Below are 20790 nucleotides of genomic sequence, written 5' to 3'. Positions count from 1 at the left end.
CTTTCGTATCGCAAACAAGTTGGTTGCGTATTGCAAAGCGGATGCCTCGGGAGGATGATCGAGACCATGCCCGAAGCCGTCGACGCCGCGAGCCGCCGAGAGCTCGCGCTCGCCCTGGTCGCCGAGCGCGGCTTCGTACGCGTGGCCGACCTCGCCGCGGCGTTCGGCGTGACGCCCGTCACCGCACGCGCCGACCTCGACGTGCTCGAACGGGGCGGGACGATCCGTCGCGTGCACGGCGGTGCGGTGCCCGTGGCGGGGGCCGGCGGCGCGCTCTCGCTGCTCGCGCCCGACGCGCGACCCGACCGCGAGCCGACCTTCGAGGAGGCGCTGGAGACCTCGGTGTACCCCAGGCGCGCCATCGGCGAGGCCGCCGCGGCACTCGTGCGGAGCGGCCAGAGCCTGATCCTCGACGTGGGCACGACGACGCTGCAGGTCGCGCGAGCGCTCCGCGCCCGCACCGACCTCGACGACGTGACCGTCTTCACCAACGGCCTCTCGATCGCGCTCGAGCTCGAGCCCGAGATCCCGCGCTTCACCGTCGTCGTCACCGGGGGCACGCTGCGACCCAAGCAGCACTCGCTGGTGCATCCGCTCGCAGGTTCCATGCTCGACGAGGTGCACGTCGACCTGGCCGTCATCGGCTGCAACGGCGTCGACGCCGCTCACGGGGTCACGAACGCGAACCTGCCCGAGGCGCAGGTCAAGGCGCTCATGCTGCGCGCGGCCGCCCGCTCGGTCGTCGTCGCCGACGCCGCAAAGCTCGGCGAGGTGCACCTCGGGCGCATCGCCCCGGTCGACGCATTCGGGCTGCTGATCACGGATGCCGCGGCCCCCGGCGTGCTCGTCGAGGAGCTCGAGGAGCACGGGCTCCCGGTGCACCTGGCCGGTGCGGCGCCGACGCCCGGCGGCGGCACAGATCCGGCCGCGGCGACACCCTAGAGTGGAATCCATGACGCTGCCCACTGGCGAACAGTACGTCCTCGAGACGACCACCGCGAGCGGCGAGCTGCGGGCGACCATCACGGCCGTCGCCGCCGCCATCCGCACCCTCAGCATCGACGGCATCGACCTCGTGCCGCCCTACGCCGAAGACCGCACGCCGCCCTCGGGGGCCGGCATCGTGCTCGTGCCCTGGCCCAACCGCATCCGCGACGGGCGCTGGAACGGCCCCGACGGCGAGGAGCACCAGCTGGCGATCACCGAGCCGAAGCTGAACAACGCGATCCACGGTCTGCTCCGGTACACCGAGTACCGCGTGGTCGAGCACGAGCGCGACTCCATCACGCTCGAGGCGACCGTGTTCCCGCAGCTGGGCTACCCCTTCACGCTCGGCACCGCGGTGCGGTACGACCTCGTCGCCGACGGGCTCAAGGTCACGCACTACCTGGAGAACCAGGGCGGCGAGCCCGCGCCCGTCGCCGTCGGCACCCACCCGTTCGTCAAGATCGGCGGCGTGCCGACCGACGACCTCGTGCTGCGCCTCGACGCGGCCAGTCACATCGAGGTCGACGAGCGGCTGCTCCCGACCGGCGAGGTGCCGGTCGACGGTACCGAGTGGGACTTCCGCGAGGGTCGCCGCGTGGGCGACGTGCAGCTCGACGACGCGTTCGGCGAGCTCGCGAGCGACGACGACGACATCATCGAGCACACGCTCACCGCCCCCGACGGTCGAGAGGTCGCCGTGTGGTCCGAGGCGGAGTTCGGCTACGTGCAGGTGTACACGACCCGCGACTTCCCCGGCGAGGACGGAGACCAGGCGATCGCCGTCGAGCCGATGACCGCGCCCGCCGAGGCGTTCAACTCCGGGCGCGGCCTGCGCTGGCTCGACCCGGGCGAGGAGTGGCGCGCGAGCTGGGGCATCCGGTTCCGCAACTTCACGCCGGGGCAGTAGCGGTCAGGCCGCGCACGAGCCCGAGTCGACCGGCGCGGTGAGCGCCGGCGACTCGGCGGCGAGCGGGGCGAGCGTCGCGAGCGGCACCGCGTAGCCCACGTTCTGGACCTGCTCGCTGCGCGCGAAGACGACGCCCGCGACCTCGCCGTCGAGGGTGAGCACCGGGCCGCCCGAGTTGCCGTGGTCGACCTGCGCCGCGAGCGTCGTGACGTCGCGCGTCGAGCGCACGCCGTCCTCGATGATCGTGAGCGCGCCGGTCGTGAGGATCTCGGCCGGGCGCAACTGGTACGGCCCGCCGAACGGGTAGCCCGCGACCGCGCCCTGCGCGCCGTCGACCGGGCCGTCGGCGAGGGCGATCGGCGCGGCATCGAGGCCGTCGACCGCGATCACCGCGAGGTCCACGTCGGGCTGGAAGGCGACGACCCGGCCCTGCAGCGCACCGCCGCCCGGAACCTCGACCATGGGCTCGTCGACGCCGGCGACGACGTGCGCGTTGGTCACCACGCGATCCTCGGCCACGACGAAGCCCGAGCCGGACATGCTGTTGCCGCACTCGAACGCGTTGCCGGTGATGCGCACCACCGAGGCCGACGCGACGGCGAGCTCGGGGTCGTCGATCGCGACCTGCGGCAGGTCGGGCGCCGTCGTCGGACCGCCGAGCACCTCGTCGAGCCAGGGGAGCGCGCCGCCCAGGGCCGCCGTGCGGAACTGCGCCATCAAGGACTTCGCGGGCGCCGGCGTCACCTGGTCGAGGCCGCGCACGACCCACGATCCCGCGACGGCCGGCGAGAGCACCGGCACGCCCAGCGCGGAGACGCCGGATGCCACGAGCGCCACGACGAACGCCGTCACGATGAGGTTGCCGATCGCGCCGAGGATGCGGTCGAGGAGCCCGAGCTTCACGGCGCGGGCACCCGACCGGAGCATCCGCCCGAGCGCCGCGCCCAGCGAGACGCCGACCGAAAGCAGCACGATGGCCGAGGCGATCGCCGCGGCCACGCGCCATTCCGGCGCGGGCACGAACGAGGCGACCCACGGCATCACGAAGTACGCCGCGATGGCGCCCGCGACGAGCCCTGCGAGTCCTGCCGCCGTGCGCAGCAGGCCGGCCCGGTACCCGTTCACGGGCGCGCCGATCAACACGATGACCAGCACGACGTCCAGGACCAGGCTCCAACCCATGCCCCAAGCCTTCCGTACCCGTCTGGGATCCTGCCCAGACGCGGTCGGGTAGGGTCGGAATGCTCGCGCGACCGGCGCGACGGCACACGATGAGGAGTGACGATGCGCGTCGGGATGTTCCTGAACTACGCGGGCGGGTTCCGCGAGGCGGCCGACGAGGTCGCCGAGCTCGAGGCATCCGGCGTCGACCTCATCGCCGTGCCCGAGGCGTACTCGTTCGACGCGGTCAGCCAGCTCGGCTTCCTCGCCGCGCGCACCGAGCGCATGACGCTCATGGCCGGCATCCTCCAGCTCTACACGCGCACGCCCACGCTCACCGCGATGACCGCGGCGGGACTCGACTACGTCTCGGGCGGGAGGTTCGAGCTCGGCGTCGGCGCCTCGGGGCCGCAGGTCATCGAGGGATTCCACGGCGTGCGCTACGACGCGCCCCTCGGCCGCACGCGGGAGCTCATCGAGGTGTGCCGGCAGGTCTGGCGGCGAGAGCCCGTCGTCCACGAGGGGCGGCACTACCGCATCCCGCTGCCCGAGGGCGAGGGCACCGGGCTCGGCAAGCCGCTCAAGCTGATCAACCACCCCGTGCGCGACCGCATCCCGATCACGGTCGCCGCCCTCGGGCCGAAGTCGGTCGAGCAGACCGCCGAGATCGCCGACGGCTGGCTGCCGATGTTCTTCCACCCCGAGCGGGCGACCGACGTGTGGGGCGAGGCGCTCGCCGCCGGCCGCTCGCGCCGGGCCGCCGAGCTCGGCGACCTCGACGTGTTCGCGAGCCCCGCGCTCGCGATCACCGACCGGCCCGAGCTCGTCGAGGCCGCGCTCGCCGCCGTGAAGCCCAACCTCGCCCTGTACGTCGGCGGCATGGGCGCGCGCGGCAAGAACTTCTACAACGACCTCGTCGCGAGCTACGGCTTCGCCGACGAGGTCCGCGTGATCCAGGACCTCTACCTCGATGGCCGCAAGGCCGAGGCGATCGCCGCCGTGCCCGACGAACTCGTGCGCGCGATCTCGCTCATCGGATCGGCCGCGGAGGTCGCCGATCGCGTGCAGGCGTTCCGCGACGCTGGGGTCACGACGCTCACGGTGACGCCGCTCGCCCAGGCCTCCGCCGACCGGGTCGCGCTCATGCGGGCGTTCCGCTCGCTGGTCGGCTGACACCGCCGGACCGGGGTCGCAGCGCCGGGTCACCGGGTCTGCCGGCCCGCGTGGCGTCCCCCGGCGTCCGCCGCGCTCGCCCGAACACGAGGTGAACCACGGGTGAAGGATTCGCGGTCGGGTCTGGTATCGCGCGCCGCAGGAGTCTACGGTGAATGCACCGCACGTTGTCGTGCGGAAGGGGACACCTGGGGAGGAGCCGCCGTGACGGGAGCGACCGATCCGGAACGCGCATTCGGCGGGGTGGCCCGCATCGCGCGGCCCGGCGGGCTCCCGTCTGGCGGTGCTCCGGAGGCGTGAGACGGCCGTAGCGCTCCTGGCGTCAACGGGCCGAAGCTGCGGCCCGGTCGTCGTCGATCCGCCAGGCTCGGTACGCCGACACCGCGAGGGCGAGCATCGGACCCCAGAACCACAGGGGCAGCACGAGCGCGAGGGTCATGGCCTCGGCGAACGAACCGTCGGCGAACGCCATGGCCAGCAAGGGTCCCGCCGCGACGCACAGCACCCCGGCGGCGGCGAATCCGGGGATCGTCCCCGCGGGCACCGGCACCGGGCGACCCCCGACCCGCGGGATCCACGTCGGGAACACGCGGCCCCACGGCAGGATCAGGCCGAGGGTGAGCAGGCTCGCGGCCGCGGCTCCCGCGCCGAGCATGAGGCCGGTGGCGAGGACCGCCGGTTCCATCGCCTCGGCGTCGGGCCCGAACTGCGGCCAGGGCGTCAGCCAGGTCAGGCGCGCGAGCAGGTAGGGCACCGGACCGAGCGCGGCGAGCACGGCCAGCATCCGACGGTGTCGCACGAGCCATCCCTCTACGCGCCGCAGCGCAGGCGTGCCGTGCAGGACTCGGAAGGCGACCGCCACCCAGAGGACCGTCGTCGCGACCGCCAGCGCGCTGACGGCGAGATCGCCCATCGTGCCGACGAGCGTGTCGCCGAATTCGCGGGCGAACTCGACCACACCCTCGAGCGTGAGTCCCGCGAGCCAGACCGCGGCCGCGAGCAGTGCGAGCAGGGCGGCGAGGAGGGGCACACCGAGCCGGGGCCTGCGGAACAGCAGCACGACGACGGTCGCTGCGCCGGCGATCACCGCGGCGAGGCCGAACAGGTAGCCCGCGAACGCGATGACGGCGAAGCTGCCGAACCCGAAGGCCAGGCCCACCGCGATGACGAGACCGCCGACGGCGATCGGGGCGGCGTTGTGGAGCGGTCGTGCGGTCCGTGCGACCGCGATGCCGAGCAGGACGCCTCCGAGCCCGAGCGCCGCCGCCAGGGCGGCCGCGGCGTGCGGGCCGAACAGGGCGGTCGCGAGGCTCGACAGCACGCCGCTCGCGAAGGGGTCGAGCTCCGGCAGCAGGAGCCAGGCGATGCCGATCACCGCCATCGTCGCCGAGGCGACGATCGCGCCGATCGCGAGGGATCGGATGCCTCGTGCCCCGGATGTCGGCCTCGCGCCTCGTGCACCCCGTTCGGTCGGTGGTGCGGCCGGCGGTGGGACCGCTCGCGTCGCAGGTGTTCGCTCGATCGGCATGTCATCCGCTCCTCATCGTCCGGGGCCGGTGTCCCGGCCCACCGGAAGCGTGCCCGCATGCGCGCCGGGCCGCCTCACCCGATCGGGTGAGGCGACGTCGTCGGGAGACCGGTAGCGTGTCGAGCGATGTCGGATGCCTCTCCTGAACCGGGCCGGCCCGTCCGGCGCGCGCCCTCCGTCGCCGACTGGGTCTGGGCGGGCGCCCTCGCCGCGGGACTGCTTCCGCTGACGATCGTCGAACTGCTCCGGTCGGTGCCCGGCCGTGACCTCGCCGCCTGGGTCGGGGGCGTCCTGCTGTGCTTCCTGGTCCTGCACCTCACGGTCGTGCTGCGCAAGGTCCGTCCGCGCGGTGCCGTGGCGGTCGCCTCGGCGGCGATGCTCGGGCTCGTCGCGCTGAGCCTGCCGTTCGCACCGACGGTCGCCGTGCTGCTGCCGAGCAGCGCGGTGTACCTCGTGCTCGTCTACAGCGTCGCCGCCAGCGACGACCGGGTCGCGGCGATCGCCGCGCCGGCCATCGGCCTGGCCGGGGCGGGCCTCATGACCTGGGTCGCCGCCGTCCACGAGTCAGACGCCCGGTCGGGCTTCGCCGCACCGCCCGGGGCGCTCATCGCGCTCGCGGGGTTCCTCGTCGCATCGATCGGCGCCGCATGGGCACTCGGCCGGTACCGGCGGGAGTCCCTCCGGAAGCGAGCAGCCCAGGCACTCGCGCGTGAACAGGCGGTCGAACTCGGCCGGCAGCGGGAACGCGCCGTCATCGCCGAGGAACGCCAGCGCATCGGCCGGGATCTGCACGACGTCGTCGCCCACTCGCTCGCGGTCGTCGTGGCGCAGGCCGAAGCCGCGCGGGTCCTGCTCGACCTCGACCCGGTCCGCGCCCGCGCCGCGGTCGAGCATGTCATCGGGACCGGCCGCGGCGCGATGGCCGACATGCGGGGACTGCTCAGCACACTCGGGGACGCCTCGGCATCCGCCGGCACCGCGGCGGATGCGTTGCGGCCCACGCCGGGCATCGCCGACCTCCGGGAACTCGTCGAGCGGGTTCGCGGGCCGGAGCGCGCGGTGATGCTCGTCGAGGTGGGCGAAGGCTCCTCCGCGAGCCCCGGACTCGGCCTCACGATCTACCGGGTCGCGCAGGAGTCGCTGACCAACACGCTGAAGCACGCGCCCGCACCGACCCGCAGCGAACTGCGCCTCGAGTGGGGCCGCGAATCGGTCGTGCTCACGATCGACGACGACGGGCGGTCGGTCGAGGCCTCGGACACCGCTTCGGGACGCGGCATCCGCGGCATGTCCGACCGGGTCGCCCAGGTCGGCGGCCGCCTCGAGACCGGTCGGAGGCCCGACGGCGAGGGTTGGCGGGTCCGCGCCGTCCTCCCGATCCTCACGGGTGGTCCCGCAGGGGCGGACGGGCCGACGTGACCGAGTCGAACCGTGGCGCCACCCCCGTCCGCGTCGCGATCGCCGACGACCAGGACCTGATCCGGTCGGCCGTCGCCGCCATGCTCGAGCCGCACGCCGATCTCGCCGTGGTCGGCGAGGCGCGCGACGGCGCCGAACTCGTCGAGCTCGTGAGACGGCATCGGATCGACGTCGTGCTCATGGACATCCGGATGCCCCGACTCGACGGGATCGCCGCAACCCGCCGGCTCGCCGCCGAGCACCCGGGCACCCGCGTGCTCGTGCTCACGACGTACGACCTCGACGAGTACGTGTTCGCCGCCATCCGCGCCGGCGCGAGCGGGTTCCTGACGAAGGATGCCTCCAGCGATGAGATCGCCGCGGCGATCCGCGCCGTCCACGCCGGCGATTCGGTGGTCGCCCCGCGTGCGACGGCGAGCCTCGTGGACTTCGTCGCGCGGGCGTCCGAGCCGGCCGATCCCGAGGTGCTGCTCGCTCCGCTCACGGCTCGGGAACGCGACGTGCTGCGCGAACTGCTCACCGGTGCGTCGAACGAGGTGATCGGCGAGCGCCTGCGCCTGACGGGCAACACCGTGAAGACCCACGTCGCGGCCGTCCTGGTGAAGCTCGCCCTGCCCGACCGCGTGCACGTCGTGATCTGGGCGTTCGAGCACGGCCTGGTGAACGCGCCGGAGTGGTGAGGCGCCGCGGGGGACATGGAAGAATAGGCGCGAGCCCCTCTAGCTCAGTTGGTAGAGCAGCGGACTTTTAATCCGCGGGTCGTCAGTTCGAGCCTGACGGGGGGCACTCGGCCACGCCCGGTCGGCACGATCCCCGCGTCGGCGGCCGCCCCTATCCTTCCGATCATGAAGGTGTGTTCGACCTGCCGCAGCTCGCTCGATGACACGGCGTTCAATCGGCGGGCGGCCTCGGCAGACGGCCTGCAGTCGGTTTGCCGCGAGTGCAATCGAGCACGGTCGCGGCGGTACTACGCCGACAACCTCGAGGTGCATCGCCGGGCGGTCGCCGCCCAGGTCGCGAAGACGAGGGCCGCGAACCTCGAGCGCATCGGCGCGTACCTGCTGGCACACCCCTGCGTCGACTGCGGGGAGGTCGACCTCCGCGTGCTCGACTTCGACCATCGCCTGGGCGAGGCGAAGACGGCGGAGGTCATGAAGCTCGCGAAGGCCGCATACTCCTGGGCCCGGGTGTCGGAGGAGATCGACAAATGCGACGTCCGCTGCCGTAACTGCCACGCACGGGTGACCTACGAGCGGATGGGCCCCAACTGGCGATCCGCGCTCGTCGAGGCCGTCACGGCTGCCCGAGCCGTCGGCACCGGGCCCGCCGACTGACCGAGCGGGTATCGTGTCGGTGATGGCAGCCGAATTCCACCGACCGACCCGGTTCCCGCCCGGCATGTTCGAGGGCTTCCACGGCGGCGACGATCCCGCCGCGATCAGCCGCGTCGCGCACGACACCGCCGCCGCGCTCCTCTCGAGGGTGCGCGCCGACCCCGACCCCGAGACCGTGCAGCGGCTCGTCGAGTACACCGATCGCCACGGCATCGACACGATCGCCGAACTGTGGGCGCAGGCCTCGGCGAAGAGCCTGCCCGGCGCGCTCTGGCGCATCTACCTGCTGCGCACGCTCATCCGCCAAGATGCGGCGGGCACCAGCCTCGCGTTCCAGCGCGGCACCGAGGTGTCGCACACCATCGACCAGGTGGTCGCCGGCGCCGCGATCCCGACCGGCCCCGACGAGGTGCGCGACCTCGCCGACACGATCCTGCACGGCGTGTTCACGGGCGACTTCGCGGTCGCCCTCGACCGCGCCGCCGCCTTCTGCCGGGTCGCCGCGGCCGGGTTCGCCGACCTCGCCGACGATGCGGATGCCTCGGACGCGGTGCACCCCGACCGGTCGGGCGACCTCACGAGGCGGGCGCTGCGGCTCACCGAACTGGCGGCCGAACTCGCGTCGTGCGCGCGGCTCTGGCGGCACGACTCGCTCGACTGAGCGGGCGGGCGAGCTCGGCTGGTACGGCTCGCACGGTCGACCGGGCTCGCACGGTCGACCGGGCCGGCCGGAATACACCGGCCGGCGCCTCGGTTACACTCGAATGTGCCGGGCCGCAGTAACCCCGGGCTCCAATATTCGCCGCTCCGAGCGGCCTCGCGCCGAGAGGCGTTCTGCGGCCCGGCATTTCGCTGCCCGGCACCCGGCTCACCGCCACCGGGCAAGCCGGTCGGGCTCCGCGCCACCCGGCGCCTCCGTCGGATCGCCGCTTCGCAGCGCCGCGCGTAGCATCGGAGCATGCCCGACACCGTGACGCTGCTCATCGATCCCGTGCCCGCCGACGCCGTCGACGTCGACCTCGGCGCCACGTTCCGGCCGGTCGACGCGACCGAGCCCGCCCTGCGGGTCGGCGAGCTGTCGACGCAGCGCGGCGACGGCATCTTCGAGACGATCGGCGTCGTCGACGGACACGCCCAGGAGGTGCGCCCGCATCTCGAGCGGCTGCGCAACTCGGCCCGCATCTGCGAGCTCCCCGAACCCAACCTCGCGCAGTGGGAGGCCGCGATCGCGACCGCCCTCGCGGGCCTGCCGCAGACCGGCGAGTTCGGCATCAAGCTCGTGCTGAGCCGGGGCGTCGAGCACGGTCCGGCACCGACGGCGTGGCTCGCGGCGTCCCGCGCCGCCGACTTCAGCGGCCCGCGCGAACACGGTATCCGCGTCGTGACGCTCGATCGCGGGTACGACCGAGGTGCGGCCGAGCGCGCGCCGTGGCTCCTGCTCGGGGCGAAGACGCTCTCGTACGCCGTGAACATGGCGGCGATCCGAGAGGCGAAGCGTCGCGGGGCCGATGACACGGTCTTCGTGTCCTCCGACGGGTACGCCATGGAGGGGCCGACCTCGAGCGTGATCCTCCGGCGCGACGGCGTGTACGCGACGCCGGCGCCGTCGGGTGCGATCCTGCACGGCACGACGCAGCAGAGCCTGTTCGAGCACCTCGCCGCAACGGGCGAGCGGGTCGAGTATCGAGACATCCCGATCGATGAACTGCGCACCGCGGATGCCGCGTGGCTGGTGTCGAGCGTTCGGCTCGCGGCCGGCATCACGGCTCTCGACGGCGAGCCGATGCCCTACGACGCCGAGACGACCGCGGGCTTCAACGCCTACCTGTTGACGCCGCGCGACTGACCGCGACCGCGACCGCTCGAGCGTCGACCGGGCACCGGCGACTCAGCCGAAGCGGCCGGAGACGTAGTCCTCGGTCGCCTGGACCGACGGGTTCGAGAAGATCGTCGTCGTCTCGTCGTACTCGATGAGCTTGCCCGGCTTGCCGGTGCCCGCGATGTTGAAGAACGCCGTCTTGTCGCTCACCCGCGACGCCTGCTGCATGTTGTGGGTGACGATCACGATCGTGTACTGCTGCTTCAGCTCCTCGATGAGGTCCTCGATCGCGAGCGTCGAGATCGGGTCGAGGGCCGAGCACGGCTCGTCCATGAGGATGACCTCGGGGGAGACCGCGATGGCCCGCGCGATGCACAGGCGCTGCTGCTGGCCGCCCGACAGGCCCGAGCCGGGCCGGTCGAGCCGGTCCTTGACCTCGTTCCACAGGTTCGCGCCGCGCAGCGACCGCTCGACGAGGTCGTCGGCGTCGGATTTCGAGATCTTGCTGTTGTTCAGCTTGACGCCCGCGATCACGTTCTCCCTGATCGACATCGTCGGGAACGGGTTGGGGCGCTGGAACACCATGCCCACCTGACGGCGCACGAGCACCGGGTCGACGTCGGGGTCGTAGAGGTTGTTGCCGTCGATGAGCACCTCGCCCTCGACGCGCGCACCGGGGATGACCTCGTGCATGCGGTTCAGCGTGCGGAGGAAGGTCGACTTGCCGCAGCCCGACGGGCCGATGAACGCGGTGACGCTGCGGGGCTCGATCTCGAGCGTGACGCCCTCGACCGCGAGGAACTTCGAGTAGTAGACGTTGAGGTCTCGGACTTCGATGCGCTTGGACACGGGTTTCCTATCTGGGGGCTCAGCGGCCGAACTTGGGCGCGAAGTAGCGCGCGACGAGGCGGGCGATGAGGTTCAGCGCCATGACGATGAGGATGAGGGTGAGCGCGCCCGCCCAGGCGCGGTCGAGGTAGGCCTCGGCCGGGTTGCCCTGGTTCGCGTACTGCGTGTAGACGAACACCGGCAGCGACTGCATGCGGCCCTCGAACATGTTGTAGTTCATGCTCTGGGTGAAGCCGGCCGCGATCAGCAGCGGCGCGGTCTCGCCGATGACACGTGCGATGGCGAGCATGATGCCGGTCGTGATGCCGGCGATCGAGGTCGGCAGCACGACCTTGACGATCGTGAGCCACTTCGGCACGCCGAGGGCGAGCGACGCCTCGCGCAGTTCGTTCGGCACGAGCCGGAGCATCTCCTCGCTCGAGCGGACGACGACGGGGATCATCAGCACCGCGAGCGCCACGGCCCCGGCGATGCCGAGGCGCACGCCCGGCCCGAAGAAGATCGCGAAGAGGGCGTACGCGAACAGGCCGGCGACGATCGACGGGATGCCCGTCATCACGTCGACCAGGAACCGGATGCCCCGCGCGATCTTGCCCCGGCCGTACTCGACGAGGTAGATCGAGGTCATCAGGCCGATCGGGATGGAGATGATCGCGGCGGTGCCGGTCATCAGCAGCGTGCCGATGATGGCGTGCAGGGCCCCGCCGCCCTCTCCGGTCACGTTACGCATCGACATCGTGAAGAAGTCGGCGTCGAACCGGGCGAGGCCGAGGCTGAGGACCGTGATGGTCACCGAGATGAGCGGAATCATCGCGAGCAGGAACGCGCCGGTGACCAGGGCGGTCACGAGGCGGTCCTTGGCGCGGCGGCGGCCCTCGACGATCGAGGAGAACAGCCAGATGGCGGGCACGTAGAGCACGGCGCCGACGACGATCGCGCCGACCCAGTTGAACTCGCCGGTCGTGAGGGCGATGGCCCCGAACAGCACCGCGGAGACGACGAGCACCGAGCCGAGGATGGTCCAGGAGGCGCCCTTCGGGAGGCGCCCGGCCGTGAGCGAGTTGGCGATCGGCGCGGCGGCCGGCCGACGGCCGGTCTCAGGAGGGGTCGAGGTGACGGTCATCAGTTGGCTCCCGAGAATTCCTTGCGACGATCCACGATCCAGCGTGCGATCGCGTTCACGGCGAACGTGACGATGAACAGGATGAGGCCCGTGGCGATCAGCACGTTGACGTTCAGCGCGTACGCCTCGGGGAAGCTCAGGGCGATGTTGGCGGCGATGGTCGTCGGGTTGACCGAGGTCAGCAGTTCGAAGCTGATGACGTGCGACGCCGAGAGCACCATGGCCACGGCCATGGTCTCGCCGAGCGCGCGGCCGAGGCCCAGGACGGATGCGGAGATGATGCCGGGGCGCCCGAAGGGCAGCACCGCGATGCGGATCATCTCCCAGCGGGTCGCACCGAGCGCGAGCGCGGCCTCTTCATGCAGCACGGGGGTCTGCAGGAAGACCTCGCGGCAGATCGCGGTCATGATCGGCAGCACCATGACCGCGAGCACGACGGCCGCGGTGAGGATGGTGCGACCGGTGGCACTGGCGTCGCCGGAGAACAGCGGGATCCAGCCGAGGTACTCGTTGAGCCAGGCGTACACGGGCACCACGGCCGGGGCGAGCACGCCGATGCCCCAGAGGCCGAAGACCACCGAGGGCACCGCGGCGAGGAGGTCGACGATGTAGCCGAGCACCGAGGCGAGCCGGCGGGGTGCGTAGTGCGAGATGAAGAGGGCGATGCCGATGGAGACGGGCACGGCCATCAGGAGGGCGAGCGCTGCCGCCCAGATCGTGCCGAACACGAGCGGACCGACGTAGTCCCAGAAGTTCGTGGTCAGGATCGAGGCGTCTTCGTTCGTCGCGAAGAGCGCGGGGATCGACTGCACGATGAGGAAGATCGCGACGGCGGCGAGCGTCACGAGGATCATGGAGCCGGCGAACAGCGCCGACCGCGAGAAGACGAGGTCACCGAGGCGGAGTTTCGCCTTGATCGGTGCTGGAGCGGTGCTCATCGGGCCGGGTCCCTCGGTTCTCTCTGTGATGGTGCGGAACGGGCTGATGCCCGGCCCGGGCTCCAGGCGTGGAGCACGGGCCGGGCACCCACCTGCTTACTGGATCGAGTCGATCGCGGTGACGACCTGCTCGCGGAGCGAGTCCGAGATCGGCGCCGAACCGGCGGCCTCGGCGGCCGCGTCCTGGCCCTCGGCGCTCGCGATGTACGAGAGGTACGACTTGACCAGCTCGACGTTGTCGGGCTCGGCGTACTCCTGGCACGCGATGAGGTAGCTCACGAGCACGATCGGGTAGACGCCGGCCTCGGTCGAGGTGCGATCGATCTCGATCGCGAGGTCGCCGGCCGCACGGCCTTCGGCCAGCGGCGAGGCGTCGACGATCGCGGCCGCGGCCTCGGGCGAGTACTCGACGAACTCGTCGCCGACCTGGACCGCGACGGTACCGAGGTCGCCGGCGCGCGAGGCGTCGGCGTAGCCGATGGTGCCGTTGCCGTTGGTGACGGCGTCGACGAGGCCCGAGGTGCCCTGGGCGGCCTCGCCGCCCTCGATCGGCCACACGCCGTCGGCCTCGAAGGTCCACACGTCGGGAGCGGCGGCACCGAGGTACTCGGTGAAGTTCTCGGTGGTGCCCGAGTCGTCGGAGCGGTGCACCGGCGTGATCGCGAGGTCGGGGAGCGTGACGCCCTCGTTCGTCGCGGCGATCGCCGGGTCGTTCCAGTTGACGATGGTGCCGGCGAAGATGCCCGCGATCGTCGCCGCGTCGAGGTTCAGCGTGTCGACGCCCTCGACGTTGAAGATCACGGCGATCGGCGAGATGTAGAGCGGCAGCTCGACGATGTCGGTGTCGGGCGCGCACTTGGCGAAGCCGCCCTCGGCGAGCTCCTCGTCCTTGAACGCACGGTCGGAGCCGGCGAAGTCGCTCGCGCCCTCGAGGAAGGTCTCGCGGCCTGCGCCGGAGCCCGACGGGTCGTAGTCGATCGTGACGTCGGGGTTGGCCGTCTGGAAGGCGGCGATCCACGCCTGCTGTGCGCTGTCCTGCGAGGAGGCGCCGGCGCCGACGAGGTTGCCCGCGAGCGACGAGGCCGATTCCTCCGGCGTGGCTCCGCCTTCGTTCGAGGCGCAGGAGCTGAGCGCGAGCACAGCTGCGGTGGCGATGACGGCGGGTACGCCGAAACGCTTGAGGTTCACGTGATTCCCTTCCGGGGTCCGGTTGCAGGTTGCGGGCCGGTGCTCGGCCCGCCTGCGACGGTAGGCGCCCCGGATGACGAGCATCCGTTACGACGGTGAACAGAAGGTGAACGGCGGTGAACGGCGAGGGACCGGCACGCCGCGGCGCGGCGGCCGCGGCCGGCTCAGCTGCGCGCCGGGCGCGCCGGGTGCGTCTCGATCGCGACGATGCCGGAGGCCGGGTTCGTCGCCGAGAGGTGAACCACGCTGAACGCTCCGGGCTCGAGCGCCGCCGCCTCGTCGACGTAGCTGCCGAAGGGCGTCGCGGTCGCGAGCGCGATCTCGCGGAGGATGCCGGGCAGCACGGGGCCGTGGCTGCACAGCACGGCGGACTTGCCGACGCGCACGCGCTTGCCGACGACGCGGCGGACCTCGTCGTCGCCCGCCTCCCAGGCATCCTGGCTGATGCCCTCGTCGCGCGTGATGCGCACGCCGGTCGCCGCGGAGAGCGGGGTGACCGTGGTCACGCAGCGCACGGCCGGGCTCGTCACGATGCGCTTCGGGCGCCACGCGGCGAGCGTGCCGGCCAGGCCCGCGGCCTGCTGCACGCCGAGTTCGGTGAGCGGCCGCGCGGCGTCGGGGCCGTGCCACCCGGACCGGCCGACCGCCTTGCCGTGGCGCACGACGAGCACTGGGAAGGTCCTGGTGACGGACTGCTCGACGAGCTTCGCGAACGCGTCGAGGATCGCGACGTCGGGCTCGTAGCTGAGGTACTCGCGTGCGCGCTTCACGGTGACCCATTCGAGCGCGGCGATCTCGGAGTTCGGCCGGAACGTCGAACGCTGCACGGCCTGTTCGCTGACGTGGGCGGCCCAGTAGTGCACGACCTTCGCGCGCCCGCTCGGCATCGTGTAGTGCGATTCGCCGAGCGGCACGCCGAGGGCGACGGCCAGGCCGGTCTCCTCGGCGATCTCGCGCACCGCGGTCTGCGGGAGCGTCTCGCCGGGGTCGACCTTGCCCTTCGGGATGGTGACGTCGCCGTAGGCGGTGCGGTGCACGACGAGGACGTGCAGTCGGCCGTCGATGAGGCGCCAGCAGACCGCCCCCGCCGCGAAGACCGCCTGCTCGACCGCGCGGGTCACCGACGCTTCCCCGGTCGGGCGCGATGCGCGATGTGCTGCATCAACTGGTCTTGCAGGTCGTCGAGCGGATGCCCCGCATCGTCGGTCGAATGGCGCACCCACGTGCCGTCGCCCGTGAGGTGCCACGAGCTCGTGCGCTCGTCGAGGGCGCGGTCGAAGTTGGACTCGACCTCGGCGAGGTGGTCGGGATCGGTCAGGCGCACGAGCGCCTCGACGCGCCGGTCGAGGTTGCGGTGCATCATGTCGGCGGAGCCGATGTACACCTGCGGGTCGCCGTCGCCCGCGAACGAGAAGACCCGCGAGTGCTCGAGGTATCGCCCGAGGATGGAGCGGACCCGGATGTTCTCGCTGAGCCCGGCGACGCCCGGGCGGAGGCTGCAGATGCCGCGCACCCAGATGTCGACGGGGACGCCCGCGTTGGAGGCGCGGTAGAGCGCGTCGATGATGGCCTCGTCGACCATCGAGTTCACCTTGATGCGGATGCGGGCGGGGCGCCCCTCTTCGGCGGCGCGGGTCTCGGCCGCGATGAGTTTGAGCAGGCCCTTGCGCAGGTGCAGCGGTGCGACGAGCAGGCGCTTGAACTTCTTCTCGATGGCGTAGCCCGAAAGCTCGTTGAACAGCCGGGTGAGGTCTTTGCCGACCTGGTCGTCGGCGGTCAGCAGCCCGAGGTCTTCGTAGATGCGGCTGGTCTTGGGGTTGTAGTTGCCGGTGCCGATGTGACTGTAGTGACGCAGCTGGCCGCGCTCCTGGCGGATCACGAGCGCGAGCTTGCAGTGGGTCTTCAGCCCCACGAGGCCGTACACGACGTGCACGCCGGCCTTCTCGAGCTTGCGTGCCCAGCTGATGTTGGCCTGCTCGTCGAAGCGCGCCTTGATCTCGACGAGGGCGAGCACCTGCTTGCCCGACTCCGCGGCGTCGATGAGCGCCTCGACGATCGGGCTGTCGCCCGACGTGCGGTACAGGGTCTGCTTGATCGCCAGCACGTTCGGGTCGGACGCGGCCTGCTCGAGGAACGCCTGCACGCTCGTCGCGAACGACTCGTACGGGTGGTGCAGCAGGACGTCCTTGCGCGAGACCGCCTCGAAGATGTCGGCCGTGCGGTTGGGCTCGGTGGGCAGCAGCTGCGCGTTCGTGGTCGGCACGTGCGTCGGGTAGTGCAGCTCGGGACGATCGATGCGGGCGAGGTCGAACAGCCCGGCGAGGTCGATCGGCGGCGGCAGACGGAAGACCTCTTGGACGGAGATGTCGAGTTCGCGCACGAGCAGGCCGAGGGTCACCTCGTCCATGTCGTCGCTCACCTCGAGCCGGATGGGCGGGCCGAACCGGCGGCGCAGCAGCTCCTTCTCGAGGGCCTTGATGAGGTTCTCGGTCTCGTCCTCCTCGATCTCGACGTCCTCGTTGCGGGTGACCCGGAAGACGTGGTGCGCGAGGATCTCCATGCCGGGGAACAGGTCGCCGAGGTGGTTCGCGATGAGGTCTTCGAGGGTGATGTACCGCACGGCATCGGCGGTCTCGCCGGGGCTGACCTGGACGAACCGGGGCAGCATCTGCGGCACCTTGACGCGCGCGAACTCCTGCCGGCCGGTCCGGCTGTTGCGCACGCGCACCGACAGGTTCAGCGAGAGGCCGGAGATGTAGGGGAAGGGATGCGCCGGATCGACGGCCAGCGGCATGAGGACGGGGAAGATCTGCTGCGAGAAGTACCCGCGCAGGTGCGCGCGCTCGGCCTCGCCCAGTTCGGACCAGGTGACGACGTGGATGCCGGCCTCCGCCAGCGCCGGCCTGACCAGCTCCTGGTACGCGGCGGCGTGCCGTTCCTGCAGTTCGTGCGCGGCCCGCGAGATGTCGCCGAGCACGTCGGTGGGCGCACGCCCGACGTTCGACGGGACCGCGAGCCCCGTCACGATGCGCCGCTTGAGGCCCGCGACGCGAACCATGAAGAACTCGTCGAGGTTCGATGCGAAGATCGCCAGGAAGTTCGCGCGTTCGAGCACCGGCAGCCGCGGATCCTCGGCGAGTTCGAGCACGCGCTGGTTGAACGCGAGCCAGCTGAGCTCGCGGTCGAGGTAGCGTTCGGCCGGCAGCTCGGGAGCGCCCTCGACGTCGAACGGCTCGAAGTCGTCGTCGAAGTCGCTCGCGGTGCGATCGTCGTCGAGGGTGTCGGTCATCCCCACATCATGCCACCGGCATGCGACGCGGACGTTGCCGCCCGGGCAATGCGGCGTGACGAACGGCCACCGGGCTCACTGCGCGACGGGAGCCTGCTCGTCCTCTTCGTGCACGTTGAAGCGGTAGCCCACGTTGCGCACGGTGCCGATGAGGCTCTCGAGGTCGCCGAGCTTGGCCCGCAGGCGTCGCACGTGCACGTCGACCGTGCGGGTGCCGCCGAAGTAGTCGTAGCCCCAGACCTCGCTGAGCAGCTGCTCGCGGGTGAACACGCGCGACGGATGCGCCGCGAGGAATCGCAGCAGCTCGAACTCCTTGTAGGTGAGGTCGAGCGGGCGGCCGTGCACCTTCGCCGAGTAGCTCGCCTCGTCGATGACCACGCCGGAGGTCTGGATGCGCTCGGACGGCTGGGCCGACTGGGCGCGGCCGATCGCGAGCCGGATGCGCGCGTCGAGCTCGGCGGGGCCGGCGCCCTCGAGCACCACGTCGTCGACGCCCCAGTCGGGCGTCACGGCCATGAGCCCGCCCTCGGTCACGATGAGCACGAGCGGCGACGAGAGCCCGGTCGTGCGGAGGATCTGCGCGAGCGCCTTCGCCCCGGCGAGGTTCGTGCGGGCGTCGAGGAAGAGCAGGTCGGATTCGGGCGCGCGGACGAGTTGCTCAGGGGACGCCGGGATGACCCGGATCCGGTGAGTCAGGAGCGACAGAGCCGGGAGGACGTCATCGTCGGCCGCCGGCGACAGGATCAGCAGCTGCGCCACGCACACCCTCCAGTAGTAAGGTGCCGACCATACTACGGGACGCCGAAGCAGCGGCGTCGCGCGGCAGACGGGAACGGTGCGATGGGCGAGACGGCGACGGGCGGACGGGTCGCGATCGGCGCGAGCTGGGCGGTGGCGCTGATCGGTTCGGTCGCCGTGATCGCCGGCGCCGCGGCGGGCGCGCAGTGGGCGACGGATGACTCGGCCCTCGGCCGGTTCGGAGCGCTCGGGGTCGTCTTCGCTGCAGCCGTGCTCACGGCCCTCGTCGCCCAGCTCGCCACGCGCCGCCCGGCCGGCTTCGTCGCCCGCGCGAGCTGGTCGGTCGGCGGGGCCGCGGCGGTCGCCGTCGCGGCCGCCCTCGTGCTGGCCGTCGTCGGCGGATGACCGCCCGCCCGCCCAGCGCGAGCGGGGTAGACTCGCAGCATGTCTGAGCTGCTCGCCCTCGAACTCCTCTTCATCGGCCTGCTCGGCCTCGCGAGCCTCGCGATCGCCTGGATCTCCGGCGTCGTCGTCTACAAGCTCTTCAAGGGCCAGCGCTAGGCGCTGACGTCGTGGCGATGATCGAACTCCCCGTCGACCTGCCGTCGGAGCTCGTCCCGCTCTCCTGGCTCCTCGGAGTCTGGGAGGGGTCGGGCGTGATCGACTACGCCGTCGGCGAGGAGCGCATGACCCACGAGTTCGGTCAACGCGTGAGCTTCAGCCACGACGGGTTGCCGCACCTGAACTACACCTCGTACACGTGGCTCCTCCCAGCAGACGAGGGCGGCGAGCCGACGCCGCTCGCGACGGAGACCGGCTTCTGGCGCCTCGCGCGCACGTTCGGCGAGGGCGACCCCGGTCCGGCGATGCTGCCGGCGACGGGGGAGTCCCGGTTCGCGACCGCCGATCAGGTCGAAGCGCTGCGCAACGCCGACGGGGGCTTCGACCTGCAGGTCTCGATCGCCCACCCCGAGGGCGTGCTCGAGCTCTACCTCGGCCAGGTCAAGGGTCCCCGCATCGACCTCGCGTCCGACGCCGTGGTCCGGTCGGCCGGAGCGAAGGAGTACACCGCGGCCACGAGGCTGTACGGGCTCGTCGAGGGGCACCTGCTGTGGGCCTGGGACATCGCCGCCCTCGGCCAGGATCTGCGCACCCACGCGTCGGCGCGCCTCGCGAAGGCCGACTGATGGGCTCGCCGTTCCTGTCGCTGCCCGGTGCGGTGCTCGCGGAGGGCGTCGACGCCGGGGTCGCCGGGCACTACGGCAACCCGATCGTCGAACAGCGCCGCCTCGAGCAGGGGCGCGCGATCGTCGACCTCTCAGCGCGGGGGATCGTCACGGTCACGGGCCCCGACCGGCTGAGCTGGCTGCACTCGATGGCGAGCCAGGCGCTCGCGCGGCTCGCCCCCGGCGAGAGCGCCGAGGCGCTCCTGCTCGACGCCAACGGCCACATCGAGCACGCCGCCCACGTCGTCGACGACGGTGCCACGACCTGGCTCGTCGTCGAGGGCGACGAGGCCGCCTCGCTGGCCGCGTTCCTGGACCGCATGCGGTTCATGCTCCGCGTCGAGGTCGCCGATGCGTCGGCCGACTGGGCGGTCGTCGCGGCGATGGGCGTCGAGCCGCTGGATGCCGCAGTGCCCGCCGCATCGCCGAACGGCGTCGCCCTGGACTGGGTCGATCCCTGGCGCGGGGCATCCGGTCATCAGTACTCGCGCGATGCGCAGCATCCGTCGTCGGAGTGGACCTGGACCGAGCGCATCGTTCCACGCGCTGCGCTCGCGGAGGCCGCGGCCGCGGTCACGGCCGGTCGCGTCGAGGCGGCCGGGGCGCTCGCGGCCGAGGCGCTGCGGATCGCAGCCTGGCGACCGCGATTCGCGACCGAGGTCGACGAGAAGGCGATCCCGCACGAACTCGACTGGCTGCGCAGCGCGGTCGACCTGGGGAAGGGCTGCTACAAGGGGCAGGAGACGGTCGCCAAGGTGCTGAACCTCGGGCGGCCGCCGCGCCGGCTCGTGCTGCTGCACCTCGACGGCAGCGACACCGTGCTGCCTGCGCCGGGCGAGCCCGTGGTCGGCGAGAAGGTGCGCCCCGAACCGGAGGCCGGCGCCGAGCCCGAACGCAAGGTCGTCGGACGCATCACCTCGAGCGCCATGCACCACGAACTCGGCCCGATCGCCCTCGCCGTGATCAAGCGCGCGGTGCCGGCCGACCTGCAGCTGATCGTCGAGAGCCACGGCATCGACGTCGCCGCGGCGCAGGTCGAGATCGTGCCGGCCGACGCGGGTGCGGCCGTCGACGTGCCCCGGCTGCCCCGCCTCGGCGTCCGGCACTGACG

Annotated in this window: 20 protein-coding genes and 1 tRNA gene; 12 read left to right on the top strand and 9 right to left on the bottom strand. The window is 71.9% G+C overall.

Annotated elements, in window-relative coordinates:
* Positions 1–66: 66 nt before the first annotated feature.
* Together GE115_RS14455 and GE115_RS14450 are read left to right on the top strand one after the other, a co-directional pair.
* Positions 67–942: a DeoR/GlpR family DNA-binding transcription regulator gene (locus tag GE115_RS14455; protein ID WP_153685484.1), complete on the top strand. Its 876-nt coding sequence runs from the start codon at positions 67–69 to the stop codon at positions 940–942.
* Positions 943–952: 10 nt separating this feature from the next.
* Complete coding sequence (locus tag GE115_RS14450) at positions 953–1894, top strand: aldose 1-epimerase family protein (RefSeq protein ID WP_153685483.1); 942 nt, start codon at positions 953–955, stop codon at positions 1892–1894.
* Between the two features lie 3 nt (positions 1895–1897).
* On the opposite strand, the gene GE115_RS14445 is transcribed toward GE115_RS14450, so the two are convergent.
* Positions 1898–3076 carry a MarP family serine protease gene (locus GE115_RS14445; protein ID WP_153685482.1) on the bottom strand — a complete coding sequence of 393 codons (1179 nt, stop codon included), beginning with the start codon at positions 3074–3076 and terminating at the stop codon, positions 1898–1900.
* Between the two features lie 102 nt (positions 3077–3178).
* Here GE115_RS14445 and GE115_RS14440 point away from each other — a divergent pair, with 102 nt between their 5' ends.
* Positions 3179–4228, top strand: a complete 1050-nt coding sequence (locus GE115_RS14440; protein WP_153685481.1) for an LLM class F420-dependent oxidoreductase — start codon at positions 3179–3181, stop codon at positions 4226–4228.
* Between the two features lie 322 nt (positions 4229–4550).
* Here GE115_RS14440 and GE115_RS14435 read toward each other — a convergent pair whose 3' ends face one another.
* The gene (locus tag GE115_RS14435) at positions 4551–5756 is read right to left on the bottom strand and encodes a hypothetical protein (RefSeq protein WP_172979942.1); all 1206 of its coding nucleotides are present in this window, start codon (positions 5754–5756) and stop codon (positions 4551–4553) included.
* Positions 5757–5882: 126 nt separating this feature from the next.
* Here GE115_RS14435 and GE115_RS14430 point away from each other — a divergent pair, with 126 nt between their 5' ends.
* From GE115_RS14430 to GE115_RS14405, 6 genes are all read left to right on the top strand, one after another.
* A complete protein-coding gene (locus GE115_RS14430; RefSeq protein ID WP_153685479.1) occupies positions 5883–7175 on the top strand; it encodes a sensor histidine kinase in 1293 nt (430 codons plus the stop codon).
* Positions 7172–7855 (top strand): response regulator, encoded by a 684-nt coding sequence (locus GE115_RS14425; RefSeq protein WP_312855202.1) that lies wholly within the window; start codon positions 7172–7174, stop codon positions 7853–7855. The genes GE115_RS14430 and GE115_RS14425 overlap by 4 nt, the downstream gene beginning before the upstream one ends.
* Before the next feature lie 33 nt (positions 7856–7888).
* A tRNA-Lys gene (locus tag GE115_RS14420) sits at positions 7889–7961 on the top strand.
* Between the two features lie 59 nt (positions 7962–8020).
* Positions 8021–8509: a hypothetical protein gene (locus GE115_RS14415; protein ID WP_153685478.1), complete on the top strand. Its 489-nt coding sequence runs from the start codon at positions 8021–8023 to the stop codon at positions 8507–8509.
* A 22-nt stretch (positions 8510–8531) separates the two neighbouring features.
* A complete protein-coding gene (locus tag GE115_RS14410) occupies positions 8532–9170 on the top strand; it encodes a DNA-directed RNA polymerase subunit beta (protein WP_153685477.1) in 639 nt (212 codons plus the stop codon).
* A gap of 297 nt (positions 9171–9467) precedes the next feature.
* Positions 9468–10355, top strand: a complete 888-nt coding sequence (locus tag GE115_RS14405) for an aminodeoxychorismate lyase (RefSeq protein ID WP_153685476.1) — start codon at positions 9468–9470, stop codon at positions 10353–10355.
* 42 nt (positions 10356–10397) lie between these two features.
* Here the strand turns inward: GE115_RS14405 and pstB are convergent, their stop codons facing one another.
* The 7 genes from pstB to GE115_RS14370 form a co-directional block, all read right to left on the bottom strand.
* Complete coding sequence (gene pstB, locus GE115_RS14400) at positions 10398–11177, bottom strand: phosphate ABC transporter ATP-binding protein PstB (RefSeq protein WP_312855201.1); 780 nt, start codon at positions 11175–11177, stop codon at positions 10398–10400.
* A gap of 19 nt (positions 11178–11196) precedes the next feature.
* On the bottom strand, positions 11197–12300 hold the full coding sequence (gene pstA / locus GE115_RS14395; RefSeq protein ID WP_153685475.1) for a phosphate ABC transporter permease PstA: 1104 nt from the start codon (positions 12298–12300) through the stop codon (positions 11197–11199).
* Positions 12300–13238, bottom strand: a complete 939-nt coding sequence (gene pstC / locus GE115_RS14390; protein ID WP_153685474.1) for a phosphate ABC transporter permease subunit PstC — start codon at positions 13236–13238, stop codon at positions 12300–12302. Before pstC ends, pstA begins: the two co-directional genes overlap by 1 nt.
* Before the next feature lie 96 nt (positions 13239–13334).
* Positions 13335–14426, bottom strand: coding sequence for a phosphate ABC transporter substrate-binding protein PstS (locus GE115_RS14385; RefSeq protein WP_312855200.1), 1092 nt, complete (start codon positions 14424–14426; stop codon positions 13335–13337).
* Between the two features lie 164 nt (positions 14427–14590).
* Positions 14591–15547, bottom strand: coding sequence for an NUDIX hydrolase (locus tag GE115_RS14380; protein ID WP_312855199.1), 957 nt, complete (start codon positions 15545–15547; stop codon positions 14591–14593).
* Complete coding sequence (locus GE115_RS14375; protein WP_153685472.1) at positions 15544–17715, bottom strand: RNA degradosome polyphosphate kinase; 2172 nt, start codon at positions 17713–17715, stop codon at positions 15544–15546. Before GE115_RS14375 ends, GE115_RS14380 begins: the two co-directional genes overlap by 4 nt.
* Positions 17716–17790: 75 nt before the next feature.
* The gene (locus tag GE115_RS14370; protein ID WP_312855198.1) at positions 17791–18474 is read right to left on the bottom strand and encodes a winged helix-turn-helix transcriptional regulator; all 684 of its coding nucleotides are present in this window, start codon (positions 18472–18474) and stop codon (positions 17791–17793) included.
* An 81-nt stretch (positions 18475–18555) separates the two neighbouring features.
* Between GE115_RS14370 and GE115_RS14365 the strand changes: the two genes are divergently transcribed.
* From GE115_RS14365 to ygfZ, 3 genes are all read left to right on the top strand, one after another.
* A complete protein-coding gene (locus tag GE115_RS14365; protein WP_153685471.1) occupies positions 18556–18858 on the top strand; it encodes a hypothetical protein in 303 nt (100 codons plus the stop codon).
* A 173-nt stretch (positions 18859–19031) separates the two neighbouring features.
* Entirely contained in the window at positions 19032–19640 is a 609-nt protein-coding gene (locus GE115_RS14360) for a nitrobindin family protein (protein WP_153685536.1), read from the top strand.
* The gene (ygfZ, locus tag GE115_RS14355) at positions 19640–20788 is read left to right on the top strand and encodes a CAF17-like 4Fe-4S cluster assembly/insertion protein YgfZ (protein WP_153685470.1); all 1149 of its coding nucleotides are present in this window, start codon (positions 19640–19642) and stop codon (positions 20786–20788) included. The genes GE115_RS14360 and ygfZ overlap by 1 nt, the downstream gene beginning before the upstream one ends.
* Positions 20789–20790: the final 2 nt, after the last annotated feature.

The sequence above is a fragment of the Agromyces agglutinans genome (assembly GCF_009647605.1).
Taxonomy (GTDB): domain Bacteria; phylum Actinomycetota; class Actinomycetes; order Actinomycetales; family Microbacteriaceae; genus Agromyces; species Agromyces agglutinans.
This window is presented reverse-complemented; position numbering and strand designations above follow the sequence as displayed.

What these genes read in the sequence shown, in the direction of transcription:
- GE115_RS14455 (WP_153685484.1), top strand. Translation starts at nt 67, where the DNA reads ATGCCCGAAGCCGTCGACGCCGCGAGCCGCCGAGAGCTCGCGCTCGCC.
- GE115_RS14450 (WP_153685483.1), top strand. Translation starts at nt 953, where the DNA reads ATGACGCTGCCCACTGGCGAACAGTACGTCCTCGAGACGACCACCGCG.
- GE115_RS14445 (WP_153685482.1), bottom strand. Translation starts at nt 3,076, where the DNA reads ATGGGTTGGAGCCTGGTCCTGGACGTCGTGCTGGTCATCGTGTTGATC.
- GE115_RS14440 (WP_153685481.1), top strand. Translation starts at nt 3,179, where the DNA reads ATGCGCGTCGGGATGTTCCTGAACTACGCGGGCGGGTTCCGCGAGGCG.
- GE115_RS14435 (WP_172979942.1), bottom strand. Translation starts at nt 5,756, where the DNA reads ATGCCGATCGAGCGAACACCTGCGACGCGAGCGGTCCCACCGCCGGCC.
- GE115_RS14430 (WP_153685479.1), top strand. Translation starts at nt 5,883, where the DNA reads ATGTCGGATGCCTCTCCTGAACCGGGCCGGCCCGTCCGGCGCGCGCCC.
- GE115_RS14415 (WP_153685478.1), top strand. Translation starts at nt 8,021, where the DNA reads ATGAAGGTGTGTTCGACCTGCCGCAGCTCGCTCGATGACACGGCGTTC.
- GE115_RS14410 (WP_153685477.1), top strand. Translation starts at nt 8,532, where the DNA reads ATGGCAGCCGAATTCCACCGACCGACCCGGTTCCCGCCCGGCATGTTC.
- GE115_RS14405 (WP_153685476.1), top strand. Translation starts at nt 9,468, where the DNA reads ATGCCCGACACCGTGACGCTGCTCATCGATCCCGTGCCCGCCGACGCC.
- pstA (WP_153685475.1), bottom strand. Translation starts at nt 12,300, where the DNA reads ATGACCGTCACCTCGACCCCTCCTGAGACCGGCCGTCGGCCGGCCGCC.
- pstC (WP_153685474.1), bottom strand. Translation starts at nt 13,238, where the DNA reads ATGAGCACCGCTCCAGCACCGATCAAGGCGAAACTCCGCCTCGGTGAC.
- GE115_RS14375 (WP_153685472.1), bottom strand. Translation starts at nt 17,715, where the DNA reads ATGACCGACACCCTCGACGACGATCGCACCGCGAGCGACTTCGACGAC.
- GE115_RS14365 (WP_153685471.1), top strand. Translation starts at nt 18,556, where the DNA reads ATGGGCGAGACGGCGACGGGCGGACGGGTCGCGATCGGCGCGAGCTGG.
- GE115_RS14360 (WP_153685536.1), top strand. Translation starts at nt 19,032, where the DNA reads ATGATCGAACTCCCCGTCGACCTGCCGTCGGAGCTCGTCCCGCTCTCC.
- ygfZ (WP_153685470.1), top strand. Translation starts at nt 19,640, where the DNA reads ATGGGCTCGCCGTTCCTGTCGCTGCCCGGTGCGGTGCTCGCGGAGGGC.